This window comes from Herminiimonas sp. (assembly GCF_030645555.1).
GTDB lineage: Bacteria > Pseudomonadota > Gammaproteobacteria > Burkholderiales > Burkholderiaceae_D > Oxalicibacterium.
This window is the reverse complement of record NZ_JAUSME010000023.1, coordinates 1-15,837: the sequence shown is the minus strand read 5'-3', so window position 1 is coordinate 15,837 and position 15,837 is coordinate 1. Positions and strand designations below refer to the sequence as shown.

The window sequence follows — 15,837 nt, the reverse complement described above, 5'->3', positions numbered from 1 at the left end:
CTTTTTTAATCCCGCCCATGCCCAATACAGAAAAATAATGGCGATGGTGCATGCTGTGGTTTTAGATGTGATGGCCTTAGGCGATCATTCTCTGGACCACCGCCGGATGTTGCTGCATATTGGCCGCGATGCAGAAAAATGTCGCCTTGATGTTTTTTGCGGCGAGTATATCCAGCACGCGCGGCGTGACTTCGGGATCGGGGCCATCATCTATCGTCAGCGCAATTTCTGCGCGCGCACCCGGGAGCCGCAATACATTCGGCCCCAGCAGGGAACTGCGCGGCCACAGGCCCGCTGCCGCCAGCACGGCATGATTGGCGATCAGGCTGGCAACGCCGAATTCCAGAGTGCCCGGCCACGCCAGTGCCGATGCCGCAGCACCCGCATGCAGCGCGGCGCTGGCCTTGAGGAAACGGCTGGCTTGCCATTTATGATTTTGCATGATGATCGTATTTTTCAATCTGGCGGGCGCACGGCAAGCATATGCATCTCATCGCGTGAATTCAGACGCGGGCTTGCAAGAACCGGACTCACACCTTCCGGCTGTTGTTGAAATAGGCGTCGATACTTTGCTTGATCGTGGCATGCGGAAAATCCCGATTGACGCGCTTTCTGCAGCCATATTCGACTATGAACATCAGGACCACCAGCGGCCAGTTCAGCACATTGGCAAACAGTGACCAGGCGGCTATCGATGCCGTATTGAAAATCACCAGCGACAGCACAACCTGCAGCGCAAAGAACAGCGCCCACGCCTGCGTCACGGTACGGGTATAACGCTCCACGTTATATGGCATCTCCGCATGTATCGTGCGCGCCAGAGTGGTAATGATGGGCGTGCGCCCGGCAAACAGCGTGTGCGCAAAAAACCAGCACAGCATCGTATTGGCAGCGATATGTTCAGTCAGATAAATGAGGTCCAGTCGCGCCAGCAATACAGGCCAGAAAAAGACGATCGCAGACAGCAGCGCCGCCGCCATCGATATCCCACCCAGCAAGCGCCAGATCACAGCGACGCCAGCCTGCTTGAGCACGTTCACAGCGGCCCAGCACGCGATGCTGCTCATCGGCAGCAGCAACATCAGCATCGCGAGCTGACGCCAGATGCGGTGTGCGTCCTGCACTGCGAGCGCCACATGGCTCAGCGATACATAAATGATGATGCATGCAATCACCAGCAAGGTCTTTACCACGGACATCTATGCATCGCTTTACAAAAGAGGGGGATGGGTCAGCAACATCTGCTGCGCACCCGGGATACGGCAGGATAGAACGCGATGAGGGCAATGAGCTTGCGTCGCGACACAGTGGCAAGCCGCCACGACGCCGGGAAATCGACGCTCTTGATTGACACTTTTAATCCAGCGAAAATTATAGCTTGAATCGACTTGCAGTTTAGAAGTCGCTGCTGCAATGCTGTACTATCCGCCCGTTTGACTCATGGATGTGAGCATACATGGCAGCAGACCGGATGCAGGCCAGGCACCTGCTTTTTTCAAGAACAGGCTAGGCAGAAATGCAAGTTTGTCGGACCGTATGGGGCTATTGCACAACAATCCGGCATCACCGGTGCCGGCGTTTTCCGATTCAAGCCCTATCGTAAAAAAATAGGCCTATAATTCTTCGCAGAGTCCATTCTTGTGCATCGCACCATGAACCATTTAAGCCAGATCCTCCCTCCCGCCAATGTCGTGCTTGACCTGGATGTCTCCAGTAAAAAACGTACGTTCGAACAGGTCGGTTTGATTTTTGAAAACAATTGCGGCATCGCCCGTGCTGTCGTCTCCGAGAACCTGTTCGCACGCGAACGTCTCGGCTCGACCGGTCTCGGCCATGGCGTGGCAGTGCCGCATGGACGCATCAAGGGATTGAAGGCGCCGCTGGCTGCCTTCGTCCGGCTGGCGCAACCGATCCCGTTTGAATCGCCCGATGGACAGCCGGTCAGCCTGCTGATCTTCCTGCTGATTCCCGACAATGTGACACAACAGCATCTGGAAATCCTGTCGGAACTGGCAGAGATGTTTTCCGATGAAGCATTCCGCACCCTGCTGTCGACCACGGAAGATCCGGCCGCCATACATGCGCGCCTGATCACCTGGCAGCCCAGCCTGCAAAGCACCAACTAAACCGTCGCACCGGTTTTCGGTGCGATTCTGCTTCTCCGCATCCATCCTGCATCCACCATGCCATTACCGACTCCGCTCAGCATCCAGCAACTCTACGACGACAACCGCGACTCGCTGCAACTGGGCTGGTTCGCCGGATTTCCAGGTGGTGAGCGCCTGATACTGGGTGACGCGACATCGGCCGCCGATCAGGTCGGTCACTTGAACCTGATTCATCCGGGCCGCATACAGGTGTTCGGCCATCAGGAAACCGAGTATTACAAACGCCTGTCGCCCGCCGCGCGCGCGCACCATGCAGCTGAACTGGTCGCCGGCGAACCGCCTGCATTCATCATTGCGCAGGGACTGGAAACGCCGGAAGACATCATTGCGATGTGCGATGAGCAGGATATTCCACTGTTTTCCACTCCGTTGCCGGCCGCGCAGGTGATCGATTATCTGCGCGTTTATCTATCGAAAAAGCTGGCGCAACGCATCACGATGCACGGCGTATTCATGGACGTGCTGGGTGTGGGCGTACTGATTACCGGCGAATCGGGCCTAGGCAAAAGCGAACTCGGGCTGGAACTGATTTCGCGCAATCATGGCCTGGTGGCCGATGATGCGGTCGAATTTGCACGCATTGCGCCGCACATGATAGAAGGACGCTGCCCGCCGCTGCTGCAAAACCTGCTGGAAGTGCGCGGCCTGGGCTTGCTCGATATACGCACGATCTTCGGCGAGACCGCAGTACGCCGCAAGATGCGGCTGAAACTGATCGTGCATCTGGTTCGCCGCAGCACGCTGGAAGAAAACTACGAACGCCTGCCACTGCCTTCGCAAAACGAGGAGATACTCGGCCTGCCCATACGCAAAGTCGTGATCCCGGTCGAAGCCGGCCGCAATCTGGCGGTTCTGCTTGAAGCCGCCGTGCGCAACACGATACTGCAATTGCGCGGCATCGATACGCTGAAGGATTTCATGGTGCGCCAGCAAAAGGCGATGGAAAACGACGAGTAAGAAAAAGCTGGCAACAAGCGTCCCCACAACCATCACCCTGCCCTTGCGGTATGATTGTTGCCATGCGCATTATTCTCCTCACAGGAATTTCAGGGTCCGGCAAATCTGTCGGGCTTAAAGCCCTCGAAGACGCCGGCTATTTCTGCGTCGACAATCTCCCCCCTACCTTGTTGCGTGCACTGGTTACTGCGCGCCTGGAAGAACACGGCGAAACGCTCGCGGTCTCGATGGATGTGCGCAGCGCCAGTTCGCTGCTCAGCCTGCCGGCCGATCTGGCCTGGCTGCGCAACCAGGGGCACGATGTCAGGGTCTTGTTCCTCACCGCCAAAACCGATTCACTGATCACGCGTTTTTCTGAAACCCGTCGCAGCCATCCGCTGTCGCATCGCGGCTCCACCAGCGATGCCGCAAGCGACCGCCGCACGCTGACTGAATGCATACGCGAAGAACGCGAAATGCTGGCCAGCATCGAAGAGATCAGCCACGTCATCGATACTTCCGGCATGCGTGCCAACAAGCTGCGCGCATGCATCAAGGGCCTGGTTGAAAGCGAGCACTCGCCGCTGACGATATTGTTCGAATCGTTTGCATTCAAATTCGGCGTGCCGCTCGATGCCGACCTCGTGTTCGACGTCCGCACGCTGCCCAATCCGCATTACGACGAGGCGCTGCGTCCGCTGACCGGGCGCGATGCACCGGTGCAGGATTTCCTGGTGGCGCAACCGGATGCGCTCGCCCTGCTGGCGGATATACGCGGCTTTGTCGAAAAATGGCTGCCCGCCTTCAAGAACGATAACCGCGGTTACCTGACCGTCGCCATAGGCTGCACCGGTGGCCAGCACCGCTCCGTATATATTGTTGAACAACTGGCGCAATATTTCCGGCAAAAGGAACACGTGCTGGTGCGACATCGCGAACTGGACTGATGTATTGAAAATACCGTGCTGCGCCATGCATGCGCAGCCTTTATCGTCACACCAATATTCTTCACCATCCTATTTTGATCATGCCTGAAAACCAAAACTGGCTGCCCTTGTTCCCGCTCAATACCGTGCTCTTCCCGGACGGCATCCTGCCCCTGAAGGTATTTGAAACACGCTATATAGACATGGTGCGCGACTGCATGAAGCGCGAAGCGCCGTTCGGCGTCGTGCTGATCAAGTCGGGACAGGAAGTAGGCGCCATCGCCGAACCGGAAACAGTCGGCTGCCTGGCTCACATCACGGATTGGGATGCGCCGCAACTGGGCGTGCTGCTACTGCGCACGCAGGGCGGTGCACGCTTCCGCATCCTGGAAACACGCTCATCCGGTCAGCATCTGGAAGCGCGCGTTGAGATGCTGGAAACGATACCCAGCGTGCTGGCAAAGCAGCACCTATCCTGCGCCGACACGCTGAAAATCGTCATCCACGACATCAGCACCAAGGGTCATGCCGAGCAGGGAGCGAATTTTGAAAACCCCTTCCCCGCAACGCTGCAGTTCAACGATGCAGGGTGGGTGGCGAATCGCTGGAGCGAGATATTGCCGATACCGCTGAAAGCGCGGCAGAAATTACTGGAACTGGGCGACCCACAAAGCCGCCTGACGATAATTCATCAATACCTGCAACAGCATCACATCATCTGAAGCGCGCTTCATCCAGATAACAAATCCGGCTCGCGGAATACTGCCAGCAGCAATTTCTTGATCGGCGCCGGCAAGGGTGCAGCCGCCATTCTTGCTGCCGGATACCAGTTGTGGCTGCCTTGGGCTGCGATGTGCAAGCGCTGCGCCAGTGCGATCCGGTACGGCGTCACATGCAGCTTGAAATGCGTGAAGGTATGGGAAAACTCCGGCAGTTTTTCCACCGATGCCGGCACGCCGAACGGCGCCGTCATGCGCGCCAGCGCAATATCAAAATCTGTATGGCCAGGCTGCAGCGCGGCATCCATTTCCGGCAGGGACAACAAGCCGCCCCAGATTCCCTTGTCCGGACGCTGCTCCAGCAAGATCTGGTCGCCATCCGTGATCAGCAACATTGCAGTCTGTTTTTCCGGAATGGCTTTTTTCGGTTTGCGGATCGGCAATTCACTGGTGCGTCCGCTTGCGTAAGCGATACAACGGTGCGCCAGGGGGCAGCGATTGCAGGATGGCCGGTTGCGCGTGCACAGTGTGGCGCCCAGGTCCATCAAGCCTTGCGTATACGCTTCGACACCGGTTTCAGGCAGCAAGGCTACTGCGCGCAGCCACAACTCATTCTCGACTGCCTTTTCACCGGGATAACGCTCGACGCCGAATACGCGGGCGAAGACACGCTTGACGTTGCCATCCAGGATGGCCGCGCGCGTACCGTAGGAAAATGCCGCGATCGCCGCCGCTGTCGAGCGCCCTATGCCGGACAACTGTTCCAGCAGCAAGGGATCGCTGGGGAAGATGCCGCCGTACTCCGCCACGATCGCCTGCGCGCATTTATGCAAATTGCGCGCGCGCGAGTAGTAACCCAACCCGCTCCAGTGCGCCATCACTTCTTCCGACGCGGCAGCGGCCAGCGATTCAACCGTGGGGAAAGTGGCGAGGAAGCGCAGGTAATATGGAATGACTGCCGCGACCTGGGTCTGCTGCAGCATGATTTCCGACAACCAGACGCGGTAGGCATCGCGGGTATTTTGCCAGGGCAGCGCGTGCCGCCCATGCTGCTTTTGCCAGTTGATGACGTCTAGCGAAAAGCCCGGATCGGCCGGCGCAGATGCCGGCGGCAGGATGTTCTTTGCGACTGTTTTTTTACCGGAAGAGACTGCACCTATCTGCTGCTCGCTGATGACACGCTTCATCTAGGCGGCGGCCCTGTACAGATCCAGCTGCGCCAGTATCGCTGCTCTCAACTCATTTTCGAGTTGCGTCAATCCAGCCTTTTGCGCATCCAGTTCCAGCTGCATCTGTTCAAACGCCTGCACTTTTTCTTCCAGGCTGTCAGTCGCAATGCAAATTTTCTCGATGGATTTCCTGCGCCGTTTCAACTGCAGCTTGTGTTCGCCGATTTGCGCTTCCAGCGGCGCCATGACGACCTTCAGCCACGCTTCCACATCGCGATTGGCTTGCAAAAAACTCTGCTTGACGCGCGACGCGATCGAATCGAAAAACTTTTGCATCAACACGACTTGCGGCGTGGTCAGGATAGTCGCTGCACCAAACTGCTTGTGGTACAGCTTTTCTATCATCTCGATTTCCTTGTTGTATTTTTCGAGCGAGAACGGCATCGGCGTCGACAGGGCCAGGCCATGTTCAGTGGAAAATTTGCGGTACATGACCGACATCATCTCGCCGATTTCATCGGTCTTTTGCGCCGACAGATTCAGGTTGGTCAGCGCCTGCTGGAAAAACTCCTTCACCGCCTGGCGCAGGCCGGCAGAAAATTTGCTTTTTTCCATCGCGTCGCGCGTGCTGCGGATATTGTCTTTCAATACCCCCATGCCAAGATGGGTGAACACTTCAGCCGACAGGCGCGCAAACACCGAGCGCGTAGCCTGCAATTTGAACAGGCTGCCATCGAACTCGGTCTTCTCCATGTCGATGCGCTTCATCATGTGATCGAGTATCGTCTGGTTCTTGCCACGCAGGCCCTTGAGCTCCAGCAATTGCTCGACGACGTTGCGTGAGCGCGATGACAGCAGCGCCTGCTTGGAAGAGGCAAGTTCGCTGATTTCGCTCAGCAATTGTGCACGGATGATGTCTTGCTTGGCCGGCAGCAGCTCATTCGACAAGGCGCTTTCCAGCGCCGGCAAACGGCTCTTCGCCAGCAACGGCGCATCGGCATTGATTTTCCCGACCAGCCCTTTTTGCGCAGAAACCGGGAATATCTGCCGATCCGAAATACCCAGCGTTTGCGCGACGTTGGCGACCTGCATCTCGATCTGATCTTCCACCTCGGCTGGCGAGCGCAATTCATCCCACATGCTGTCTATCTTGTTCAACACGACTAGGCGGCCGGCGCCGGTGCCGCCTATGTGATTGCGCCAGATGTCGATATCGCTCTTCGTCACGCCGGTATCGGCGGCGAGGATGAACAGCACCGCGTGCGCATTCGGGATCAGGTTCAGGGTCAGTTCGGGTTCGGTGCCGATTGCATTCAAACCCGGCGTATCGATGATCACCAGGCCCTGCTTGAGCAAGGGATGCGGGAAATTCACGATCGCATGCCGCCATTGCGAAATCTCGACCATGCCGTTTTCATCGACCGCCATCACCATGTCGAGATCTGTTTCATCGTACAAGCCGTAAAGCGCCGCTTCTTCTGTCGGCACACGCTTGGTCAGGCTGACTTGCTTGAATGCTTCCAGCATGCCGTCGCCGGAGGAAGTATCGAGCGGCAGCACGGTCCAGACCTGGCTCTGCGACTTGAAGTCGCTGGTCGATTGCGCTTCGGCGCGCGTTTCTATCGGCAGCAGGCGTATCGATGGCGGGAAGGTTTCGTCGTACAGCAATTCGGTTGGACACATCGTGGTGCGCCCGGCAGATGTAGGCAGGATACGCTGGCCGTAATCGGCAAAGAAGATCGCATTGATCAATTCCGACTTGCCGCGCGAGAATTCGGCGACAAAGGCGATCGACAATTTATCTTCATTCAAGCGTGCCAGCGTCTGCATGAAACGCTGGTCGCTGGCGCCATCGGACAGCTCATTGCTGTCGATGCAGTCGCGATAGCGCTCGAGCGCAGCCTTGACGTTGTTGCGCCAGACGCTGTATTCCTGAAATTTTTGCACCAGATTGCTCACATGAACCTCGTTTATGCTGTTGTTATGCCAAGTGCATCATGGGACTTGATCTTCCACAGAGCGACACTAGCATCTGTCTTCACTTTTGACAATTTGGACAATAGAAGGTCGAGCGCTGGCCTTGCACGATTTGCCGGATAGGCGCATGGCAAATACGACAAGGCTCTCCAGCCCGCGCATAGGCAAAATAGTTTTGCTGGAAATAGCCGGATTGTCCGTTAACGCCGATGAAATCCTTCAGCGTACTGCCGCCCTGCTCGATGGCGGCGGCCAGGATGTCGCGTATCGCTTGCGCCAATCGTTCATAACGCTGCAAGCCTATCCGGTGCGCCGGCGTCTTCGGGTTGATGCGCGCCTGGAACAGGCTTTCGGAAGCATAAATATTTCCGACCCCGACAACTATGTCGCCCGCCAACAACACTTGCTTGATCGCCGACCTGCGACCACGCGTTTGTTGATACAGCCATTGCGCGGTAAACAAATCTTCCAGCGGCTCGACGCCCAGCGTGCGCAGCAAGAGGTGATTTTCCACCCCGCCCTCTTCTGCCGCATGCCACAGCACCGCACCGAAGCGGCGCGGATCCGTCAGGCGCAGCACCTGGTTGCCGACCGTCATGTCGAAGTGGTCGTGCTTTTGCGGCGGCACGCCCACGGGCAGTATCCGTATATGCCCGGACATGCCGAGATGGATGATCAGGGTGCCGTGATCAAAATGTATCAACAGGTATTTGCCGCGGCGGCCGGTACTGCGCACCGTATGGCCAGCCAGGGTTTGCGACAGGCCGGCAGGAAAGGGCCAGCGCAAGCCGGCATGGCGCAATTCAACGCCGGCGACTGTTTGTCCTTCCAGATGCGGCGCCACCCCGCGGCGCGTGACTTCAACTTCAGGTAATTCAGGCATAAGGACGACAACTTCCCTGGTGGCTCGTACACGGAGTTTATACAGCGCCGTACTGCGCATGGCGCAGCGGTTAAGCTGTAGAATAAAAACCTGCTCGATTTGCTTGGACTTCAATTGAAAAATGCTCTCGTTATTGTAACGCTGTCAGTCATGCTGTCGGCGTGTGCCGCAGCCAAACCGCCCTCATTGGCAGCAAAAGAAGACCAGAAACCGTCTGCCGCAGTCAGCCAGGGCGCCGATAAAAAAGCCGCCAGCGATGCGCTGAATGAGCAATTGCCGTCGGTCGAATTGACCGAGGATTTGTTGTTCAAGCTGTTGCGCGCCGAGCTGGCCAACCAGCGTGGCGATTGGCAGCTGGCCTATATCACGATGCTGGTCACCGCACAGGAAACGCGCGATCCGCGTCTGGCGCGCCGCGCCGCGGAAATCGCACTGAACGTCAAGAAAACCGGCGAAGCGCTGTCTGCCGTCAGGCTGTGGCGCGAACTGGCGCCGAACTCCGATGAAGCCAGCCAGTTCTATCTCGGGCTGGTCGTCATTGGCGACAATCTGGCGGAAGCCAAGCCTATCTTTACCGAACGCCTGCAGGAAGTCGGCCCGCAAGCACGCGGCTTGCTGATCCTGCAAATCCAGCGTTTGCTGGCGCGCACCAAGGACAAGGGTGCCGCCTTCAAGCTGATGGAAGAACTGGTCGCGCCTTATCCGGGCCTGGTGGAAACCCATATCGCACTGGCGCAAAGCTCATTTGCCAACGGCGATCTGGCGCGCGCCCGGGCTGAAGCGGCAAAAACACTGGAGATCAAGCCCGACCTGGAAATCGCCGCCCTGATGCTGGCCCAGACCATGCCGAATCGCGATGAGGCATTACAAAGCATGGCCGGCTTCCTGAAGGCACACCCGAAGGCGCGCGATGTCCGCATAGCCTATGCAAAAATCCTGATTGATGACAAACAGTACGCTGCCGCGCAAAAGCAATTCGCGATTTTACTGAAGGAAGATCCGAACGATTTGACTATCCTGTATGCGATGGGCATCCTGGGCGCCCAGATGGACGACCGCGCAGCGGCTGAAAAATATCTGAGCGCCTATCTGCAGGTGCTGGAAAACAATCCGGACGATGAGCGTGATCCGGTACAGGCCCTGCTAATCCTGTCGCAGATAGCGGAAGACCGCAAGGACTTCCCGGCTGCCCTCAAATGGCTGGCGCAAGTTGAACCCGGCACGGCCTATCTTGATGCGCAGATAAGGAGCGCGCAAATCATGGCCGCCACCGGCGACCTGAACGGCGCCCGCAACCTGCTCAGCCATTTGAAACCGGAAGGTCAGCGCGAACAGATCCAGGTCATGGTCGCCGACGCGCAGCTATTGCGCGATGCCACGCGCGTGCCAGAAGCCCTCGCCATTTTGAGCAAAGGCCTGGAACGTTTTCCAGCCGACACCGGCTTGCTTTATGACTATGCAATGCTGGCAGAAAAAGCCGACAAGCTGGACCTGATGGAAGCCGCATTGCGCAAGATCATACGTCTCGCACCGGATAACCAGCATGCCTACAATGCGCTCGGTTATTCATATGCCGAGCGCAATATCCATTTGCAGGAAGCGTACACACTGATAGAAAAAGCCTTGAAGCTGACGCCGGAAGATCCCTTCATCATGGATAGCATGGGCTGGGTACAGTTCCGCCTTGGCAAATTGCAGGAAGCGGAAGATTTTCTGCGGCGCGCCTATGCCTTGCGTCCCGACGTGGAAATCGGCGTGCATCTCGGTGAAGTATTGTGGGTCAAGGGCGACAAAGAAGCGGCACAGAAATTGTGGCGCGACGCCAGGCAAAAAGACCCGCAAAACGAGCTGCTCAAAAGTACGCTGACGCGCCTGCGCGTGCCCTTGTAAGCCCTGGATTTGGCTGCATCCGCCGATACCGGCAGATGCAGCCGTCTGGCCCGCGTCTCCACTTATGCGTCACCTGTTTTCTTCATGCCCATCATGTCTATATCTCGCCTGCTACCCGCTTGCAAAAGCACGCCATCCGCTTCGCGCAAAACCGCAGGCGCGATCGCGCTATGCATTTCGCTGAGCATTTCATTGTTGACGGGTTGCGCCGCGCTCACGCCGCCAGACGGCAGCAGTGAGGCGGCACAGACGGCCACCCAGCGCAAATACACTGAAGCACTGGAGCTGGATGGCCGGCTGTCGGTGCAGTATCAGAGAAATGACAAGGACGAGGCGATACACGTCAGCTTCAACTGGAACCAGAATGCAGATCGCAGCACGATCACTATCCTGTCGCCGCTGGGGCAGATACTCTCGACGATAGACATCAGTGCCGATGGCGCAACGCTGCTGCAGGCAGGCCGGCCGCCACGCACCGCCTCCGATGTCGATGCGCTGGCAGAGCAGGCGCTCGGCTGGCCCTTGCCGGTTTCCGGCTTGCGCCAGTGGCTGCAGGGATTTGCCACCGACTCAAACCAGCAAGCCTTTGTTGCCGCAGCGGCAGACGATCATGTCACCACCCGGGATGGCTGGCGCATCCGCTACGTGATCTGGCAAGACGACAATCAGTTGCCGCCGCAAAGCCGCCCGAAACGCATAGACCTCGAACGCCAGACCGAGCAGGCAGGAAAAGTGGCGATCCGCATCGTGCTCGATAGCTGGCAAGCACGCTGAACGCATCCACACCTGAATACACACCAGACATGGCTCGCACACTCAATAATTGCCCGGCACCCGCCAAACTGAATCTTTTCCTGCACATCACGGGGCGCCGTGCAGACGGCTATCACCTGCTGCAAAGCGTCTTCCAGTTGATCGATCGCGGCGACTTGCTGCATTTTGCCGTGCGCGACGATGGCGTCATACACCGCAGCACCGAATTGGCAGGCGTGCCGGCTGACAGCGATCTGGTCGTGCGCGCGGCCCGGCTCCTGCAGGCGGCAACAGCAGACAGGATGCCAGGCAGGCTGCTGGGCGCAGATATCGCCGTCGAAAAGAATCTGCCCATGGGCGGCGGCCTGGGCGGCGGCTCCTCCGATGCGGCAAGCACGCTGCTGGTTCTCAACCATCTATGGCAAACCGGACTCACGCGCGCGGAATTGATGACATTAGGGCTACAACTGGGAGCGGATGTGCCCTTCTTCCTGTTCGGCCGCAACGCCTTTGCAGAAGGCATAGGCGAAGCTTTATCGCCGGTCGAAACGCCGGAATCCTGGTTTGTCGTGATCGAACCAGGCGTATCGGTAGCGACGCAAAGGATATTTTCCTCAATCGAATTGACACGGGATACGAAACCCGTCAAAATAACGGACTTTTCCGGGGCTCCAGTTGGCTTCGGCAAAAACGACCTGCAAGTCGTGGCTGAAAACTTGTTTCCACCGATAGCAGCAGCCGTCAAATGGCTGCGACAATTTGGAGATGCAAGAATGACAGGTTCCGGCGCTTGTGTGTTTTGCCCGTTTGAGCAAGAACAGCAAGCCGAGGCAGTACTGAAAACAGTACCGCCGCAATGGAAAGCCTGGAAAGCCAAAGCGATCACGCATCATCCGCTCGCTTATTTGCTGCAAAAGTAAATGCGGCAAACGTAAATGCAGCAGTCGTAAAAAGTCAGAATTCGTAGGTCGAGCTATCCGCCGCTAGCATAGCGAAGATAGTGCGGCAGACACAAAGGTTGCGTAGGGGAATCGCCAAGTTGGTTAAGGCACTGGATTTTGATTCCAGCATTCGAAGGTTCGAGTCCTTCTTCCCCTGCCATTACATCAAGAGCAAGCAGCACAACAAATAATAGCCGCCAACGCAAGACGTCACAGTCAGGCTTTGGCGGCTTTCCAGCTTTTTAACGACTGTCGTTCAACTTTGTAGCGGGAATTTCCATGGCACTCGAAAACCTGATGGTTTTTACCGGCAACGCGAATCCGGATCTGGCTCTGGGAGTTGCCAAGCACCTAGGCATCCCTCTCGGCAAAGCAGTTGTTTCCAAATTTTCCGATGGCGAAATCGTTGTTGAAATCAACGAAAACGTGCGCGGCAAGGATGTCTTCGTACTGCAATCGACGTGCGCGCCGACCAACGACAACTTGATGGAAATCATGTTGATGGTCGATGCACTGAAACGCGCATCGGCAGGCCGCATCACCGCCGCCATCCCGTATTACGGTTATGCTCGCCAGGATCGTCGCCCGCGCTCGGCCCGGGTCGCCATTTCGGCAAAAGTTGTGGCCAACATGCTGCAGGAAGCCGGCGTTGAACGCGTATTGATCATGGATCTGCACGCCGATCAAATCCAGGGTTTCTTCGACATCCCGGTTGATAACGTTTATGCATCGCCGATCTTGTTGAGCGATCTGGTCACCAAGAATTACGACGATCTGCTGGTTGTTTCACCGGACGTGGGCGGCGTGGTGCGCGCCCGTGCATTGGCCAAGCGCCTCAATTGCGATCTGGCCATCATCGACAAACGCCGTCCGAAGGCGAACGTGTCCGAAGTGATGAACATCATCGGTGAAGTCGAAGGCCGCAATTGCGTGATCATGGATGACATGGTCGATACCGCCGGCACGCTGACGAAAGCTGCAGAAGTATTGAAGGAGCGCGGCGCGAAGAAGGTCGTCGCTTACTGTACGCATCCGGTCTTGTCTGGCCCTGCCATCGAACGGATCACGAACTCGCCGCTCGATGAGCTGGTGGTGACCGATACGATACCGCTGACAGACGCTGCCAAGGCCTGCCCGAAAATCCGCGTACTGTCGTGCGCCAGCTTGCTGGCCGAAACCTTCAAGCGCATCAGCACTGGCGATTCCGTCATGTCGATGTTTGCCGATTAAGAACGTTGAACCCTGCAGCCGTGTGCATACGCGGCGGCAGGCAAGGATGGCGGCGAATTTTTTCGCCACTATCCGAAACCGGGGATGGCTGGCCTGACTTGCCATCACCACTTTTAAAATCCCCTGGTCGCGGGGGATTTAACCGCAGGATGATTTTCATCCTGCACCTATGGAGTTTCATCATGAAAGTAATCGCATTTGCACGTAATGACCTGGGGACCGGAGCGAGCCGCCGCCAGCGCATTGCAGGCCTCACACCTGGTATCGTTTATGGTGGTACCGCAGCACCGGTCAATATCTCGCTCGACCACAACGCGCTGTACCATGCATTGAAAAAAGAAACATTCCACTCATCGATCCTGGATCTGGAAATCGATGGCAAAGCAGAAAAAGTCCTGTTGCGCGACTTCCAAGTCCACGCATACAAACAACTGGTCCTGCACGCTGATTTCCAACGCGTCGATGCAAAACAAAAAATTCACGTTAAAGTGCCACTGCATTTCATCAATGCAGATGTATCGCCAGCAGTCAAACTGCACGCCGGCATCATCAGCCACGTGACGACTGAGCTGGATATCGCCTGCCTGCCTGGCGATTTGCCGGAATTCGTTGAAGTTGATCTGGCTGCACTCGACATCGGTCACTCGCTGCATCTGGCCGACATCAAATTGCCTAAAGGCGTTTCGGCAGTGATCCACGGTGGTGAAGACAACCCAACGATCGCTACCGCAGCTGTCCCTGCCGGCAAAGTCGAAGCAGAAGCTGCTGCCGCTCCTGCCGCGGCACCTGCTGCTGCTCCTGCTGAAAAGAAGTAATCAGCACTGGCAATCATCAGCATCCATTGCCGGCGTTTGCCCGGCAATAGAAAAACCCGTCCTTGTGGCGGGTTTTTTATTATGCAGATGAACACAAGAGCCTTGCATCCACGATAATCAGGTTTTCCAATTTTCACGACGCCATGTCCATACGCCTCATCGTCGGCCTCGGCAATCCCGGCCAGGAATACGAACAAACCCGCCATAACGCCGGCTTCTGGCTGGTCGACCAGCTCGCGCGCAATACGCCGCGCTGCAAGCTGACGCGCGAATCCAAATACAATGCGCTCGCCGCCAAAACACAGATCGCCGGCCAGGAAGTCTGGCTGCTGGAGCCGCAAACCTTCATGAACCGCTCCGGGCAGTCGGTCGGCGCGCTGGCGCGTTTCTATAAAATCGCACCGGATGAAATCCTGGTCGCGCATGATGAACTGGATCTTGCACCCGGCATCGCCAGATTGAAAAAAGGCGGCTCATCGGGCGGGCACAACGGCTTGAAAGACATCACGGCGGCGCTCGGCACGCAGGACTACTGGCGCCTGCGCCTGGGCATAGGCCATCCGCGCGCGCTGAATCTGCAGCAGGAAGTGGCTGATTTCGTCCTGCACAGACCACGCAAGGAAGAACAGTTGCTGATCGATGAAGCGATCGCCTTCAGCCTGGATGTCATTCCCTTGCTGTGCGAAGGAAAATTTGAAGCCGCCACCATGCAGCTACACACAACAGCAAAATAAGCGCACCGCGCGTTTGTCATTCCCGCGCAGGCGGGAATCCAGATTTAGTCCCCCGTACGTCAGAGAATGCTCCGTCTTACCAGACTAATGCGATGCATCTCTGGATTCCCGCCTGCGCGGGAATGACAGATAAAAAAATGGCAGATTTCCGCGGTACGCAGCGCTATGTCTTAAATCCCGGAAAGAGATGGCGGTACGGTAAAATAGCGGGTTAATCAACATCTCAGTAAAGCACACATCATGAGTCTTAAATGCGGCATCGTCGGCCTGCCTAACGTCGGCAAATCCACTCTCTTCAATGCACTCACGAAAGCCGGGATTCCTGCTGAGAATTACCCATTCTGCACGATCGAGCCCAACGTCGGCATGGTCGAAGTGCCCGATCCGCGCCTGCACGCGCTGGCGGAAATCGTCAAACCGGAACGCATACTGCCCTCCACCGTCGAGTTCGTCGACATCGCCGGCCTGGTAGCAGGCGCCTCCAAAGGCGAAGGCCTGGGCAATCAATTCCTCGCGCACATCCGCGAAACCGATGCGATCGTCAACGTGGTGCGCTGCTTTGAAGACGACAATGTGATCCACGTTGCCGGCAAGATCAATCCGCTCGACGACATTGAAGTGATCCAGACCGAACTGGCACTGGCCGACATGGGCACTGTGGAAAAAGCGATCCATCGCGAAAACAAGAAAGCACGT

The 15,837-nt window shown here is 57.0% G+C and carries 16 protein-coding genes and 1 tRNA gene; 12 read left to right on the top strand and 5 right to left on the bottom strand.

Going from position 1 to position 15,837, the window contains the following annotated elements:
* Positions 1-76: 76 nt before the first annotated feature.
* Positions 77-442, bottom strand: a complete 366-nt coding sequence (locus Q7T06_RS00865) for a polysaccharide deacetylase family protein (RefSeq protein ID WP_304778550.1) — start codon at positions 440-442, stop codon at positions 77-79.
* Between the two features lie 88 nt (positions 443-530).
* Positions 531-1,199 carry a hypothetical protein gene (locus Q7T06_RS00860; protein ID WP_304778548.1) on the bottom strand — a complete coding sequence of 223 codons (669 nt, stop codon included), beginning with the start codon at positions 1,197-1,199 and terminating at the stop codon, positions 531-533.
* Between the two features lie 453 nt (positions 1,200-1,652).
* On the opposite strand from Q7T06_RS00860, the gene Q7T06_RS00855 reads away from it, so the two are divergent.
* The 4 genes from Q7T06_RS00855 to Q7T06_RS00840 all read left to right on the top strand — a co-directional run bounded on the left by Q7T06_RS00855 (position 1,653) and on the right by Q7T06_RS00840 (position 4,752).
* Positions 1,653-2,126 carry a PTS sugar transporter subunit IIA gene (locus tag Q7T06_RS00855; RefSeq protein WP_304778544.1) on the top strand — a complete coding sequence of 158 codons (474 nt, stop codon included), beginning with the start codon at positions 1,653-1,655 and terminating at the stop codon, positions 2,124-2,126.
* A gap of 57 nt (positions 2,127-2,183) precedes the next feature.
* The gene (hprK, locus tag Q7T06_RS00850; RefSeq protein ID WP_304778541.1) at positions 2,184-3,125 is read left to right on the top strand and encodes an HPr(Ser) kinase/phosphatase; all 942 of its coding nucleotides are present in this window, start codon (positions 2,184-2,186) and stop codon (positions 3,123-3,125) included.
* Between the two features lie 62 nt (positions 3,126-3,187).
* Positions 3,188-4,051, top strand: coding sequence for an RNase adapter RapZ (rapZ, locus tag Q7T06_RS00845; RefSeq protein ID WP_304778538.1), 864 nt, complete (start codon positions 3,188-3,190; stop codon positions 4,049-4,051).
* A gap of 80 nt (positions 4,052-4,131) precedes the next feature.
* Positions 4,132-4,752 (top strand): LON peptidase substrate-binding domain-containing protein, encoded by a 621-nt coding sequence (locus Q7T06_RS00840; RefSeq protein ID WP_304778535.1) that lies wholly within the window; start codon positions 4,132-4,134, stop codon positions 4,750-4,752.
* 8 nt (positions 4,753-4,760) lie between these two features.
* Here Q7T06_RS00840 and mutY read toward each other — a convergent pair whose 3' ends face one another.
* From mutY to mutM, 3 genes are all read right to left on the bottom strand, one after another.
* The gene (gene mutY, locus Q7T06_RS00835) at positions 4,761-5,936 is read right to left on the bottom strand and encodes an A/G-specific adenine glycosylase (protein ID WP_304778532.1); all 1,176 of its coding nucleotides are present in this window, start codon (positions 5,934-5,936) and stop codon (positions 4,761-4,763) included.
* Complete coding sequence (locus Q7T06_RS00830; protein ID WP_304778529.1) at positions 5,937-7,877, bottom strand: dynamin family protein; 1,941 nt, start codon at positions 7,875-7,877, stop codon at positions 5,937-5,939.
* Between the two features lie 79 nt (positions 7,878-7,956).
* Positions 7,957-8,778: a bifunctional DNA-formamidopyrimidine glycosylase/DNA-(apurinic or apyrimidinic site) lyase gene (mutM, locus tag Q7T06_RS00825; RefSeq protein ID WP_304778526.1), complete on the bottom strand. Its 822-nt coding sequence runs from the start codon at positions 8,776-8,778 to the stop codon at positions 7,957-7,959.
* A 114-nt stretch (positions 8,779-8,892) separates the two neighbouring features.
* Here mutM and Q7T06_RS00820 point away from each other — a divergent pair, with 114 nt between their 5' ends.
* The 8 genes from Q7T06_RS00820 to Q7T06_RS00785 form a co-directional block, all read left to right on the top strand.
* Positions 8,893-10,668 carry a tetratricopeptide repeat protein gene (locus Q7T06_RS00820; RefSeq protein ID WP_304778523.1) on the top strand — a complete coding sequence of 592 codons (1,776 nt, stop codon included), beginning with the start codon at positions 8,893-8,895 and terminating at the stop codon, positions 10,666-10,668.
* A gap of 93 nt (positions 10,669-10,761) precedes the next feature.
* A complete protein-coding gene (gene lolB / locus Q7T06_RS00815; protein WP_304778520.1) occupies positions 10,762-11,442 on the top strand; it encodes a lipoprotein insertase outer membrane protein LolB in 681 nt (226 codons plus the stop codon).
* A 29-nt stretch (positions 11,443-11,471) separates the two neighbouring features.
* The gene (ispE, locus tag Q7T06_RS00810) at positions 11,472-12,341 is read left to right on the top strand and encodes a 4-(cytidine 5'-diphospho)-2-C-methyl-D-erythritol kinase (RefSeq protein ID WP_304778517.1); all 870 of its coding nucleotides are present in this window, start codon (positions 11,472-11,474) and stop codon (positions 12,339-12,341) included.
* Positions 12,342-12,445: 104 nt separating this feature from the next.
* Positions 12,446-12,522: transfer RNA gene (locus Q7T06_RS00805), tRNA-Gln, on the top strand.
* Between the two features lie 119 nt (positions 12,523-12,641).
* A complete protein-coding gene (locus Q7T06_RS00800; protein ID WP_304778513.1) occupies positions 12,642-13,592 on the top strand; it encodes a ribose-phosphate pyrophosphokinase in 951 nt (316 codons plus the stop codon).
* Positions 13,593-13,774: 182 nt separating this feature from the next.
* Positions 13,775-14,407, top strand: a complete 633-nt coding sequence (locus Q7T06_RS00795) for a 50S ribosomal protein L25/general stress protein Ctc (protein WP_304778510.1) — start codon at positions 13,775-13,777, stop codon at positions 14,405-14,407.
* A gap of 143 nt (positions 14,408-14,550) precedes the next feature.
* Positions 14,551-15,141, top strand: a complete 591-nt coding sequence (gene pth / locus Q7T06_RS00790) for an aminoacyl-tRNA hydrolase (protein WP_304778507.1) — start codon at positions 14,551-14,553, stop codon at positions 15,139-15,141.
* 240 nt (positions 15,142-15,381) lie between these two features.
* The coding region (locus tag Q7T06_RS00785; RefSeq protein WP_304778504.1) for a GTPase at positions 15,382-15,837 on the top strand (456 nt) is incomplete at its 3' end.

Excerpts from the sequence above, each read along its gene's own strand:
- Q7T06_RS00840 (WP_304778535.1), top strand. The coding sequence starts at position 4,132 with ATGCCTGAAAACCAAAACTGGCTGCCCTTGTTCCCGCTCAATACCGTG.
- rapZ (WP_304778538.1), top strand. The coding sequence starts at position 3,188 with ATGCGCATTATTCTCCTCACAGGAATTTCAGGGTCCGGCAAATCTGTC.
- mutY (WP_304778532.1), bottom strand. The coding sequence starts at position 5,936 with ATGAAGCGTGTCATCAGCGAGCAGCAGATAGGTGCAGTCTCTTCCGGT.
- Q7T06_RS00855 (WP_304778544.1), top strand. The coding sequence starts at position 1,653 with ATGAACCATTTAAGCCAGATCCTCCCTCCCGCCAATGTCGTGCTTGAC.
- lolB (WP_304778520.1), top strand. The coding sequence starts at position 10,762 with ATGTCTATATCTCGCCTGCTACCCGCTTGCAAAAGCACGCCATCCGCT.
- ispE (WP_304778517.1), top strand. The coding sequence starts at position 11,472 with ATGGCTCGCACACTCAATAATTGCCCGGCACCCGCCAAACTGAATCTT.
- Q7T06_RS00800 (WP_304778513.1), top strand. The coding sequence starts at position 12,642 with ATGGCACTCGAAAACCTGATGGTTTTTACCGGCAACGCGAATCCGGAT.
- Q7T06_RS00865 (WP_304778550.1), bottom strand. The coding sequence starts at position 442 with ATGCAAAATCATAAATGGCAAGCCAGCCGTTTCCTCAAGGCCAGCGCC.
- Q7T06_RS00860 (WP_304778548.1), bottom strand. The coding sequence starts at position 1,199 with ATGTCCGTGGTAAAGACCTTGCTGGTGATTGCATGCATCATCATTTAT.
- Q7T06_RS00795 (WP_304778510.1), top strand. The coding sequence starts at position 13,775 with ATGAAAGTAATCGCATTTGCACGTAATGACCTGGGGACCGGAGCGAGC.
- mutM (WP_304778526.1), bottom strand. The coding sequence starts at position 8,778 with ATGCCTGAATTACCTGAAGTTGAAGTCACGCGCCGCGGGGTGGCGCCG.
- hprK (WP_304778541.1), top strand. The coding sequence starts at position 2,184 with ATGCCATTACCGACTCCGCTCAGCATCCAGCAACTCTACGACGACAAC.
- pth (WP_304778507.1), top strand. The coding sequence starts at position 14,551 with ATGTCCATACGCCTCATCGTCGGCCTCGGCAATCCCGGCCAGGAATAC.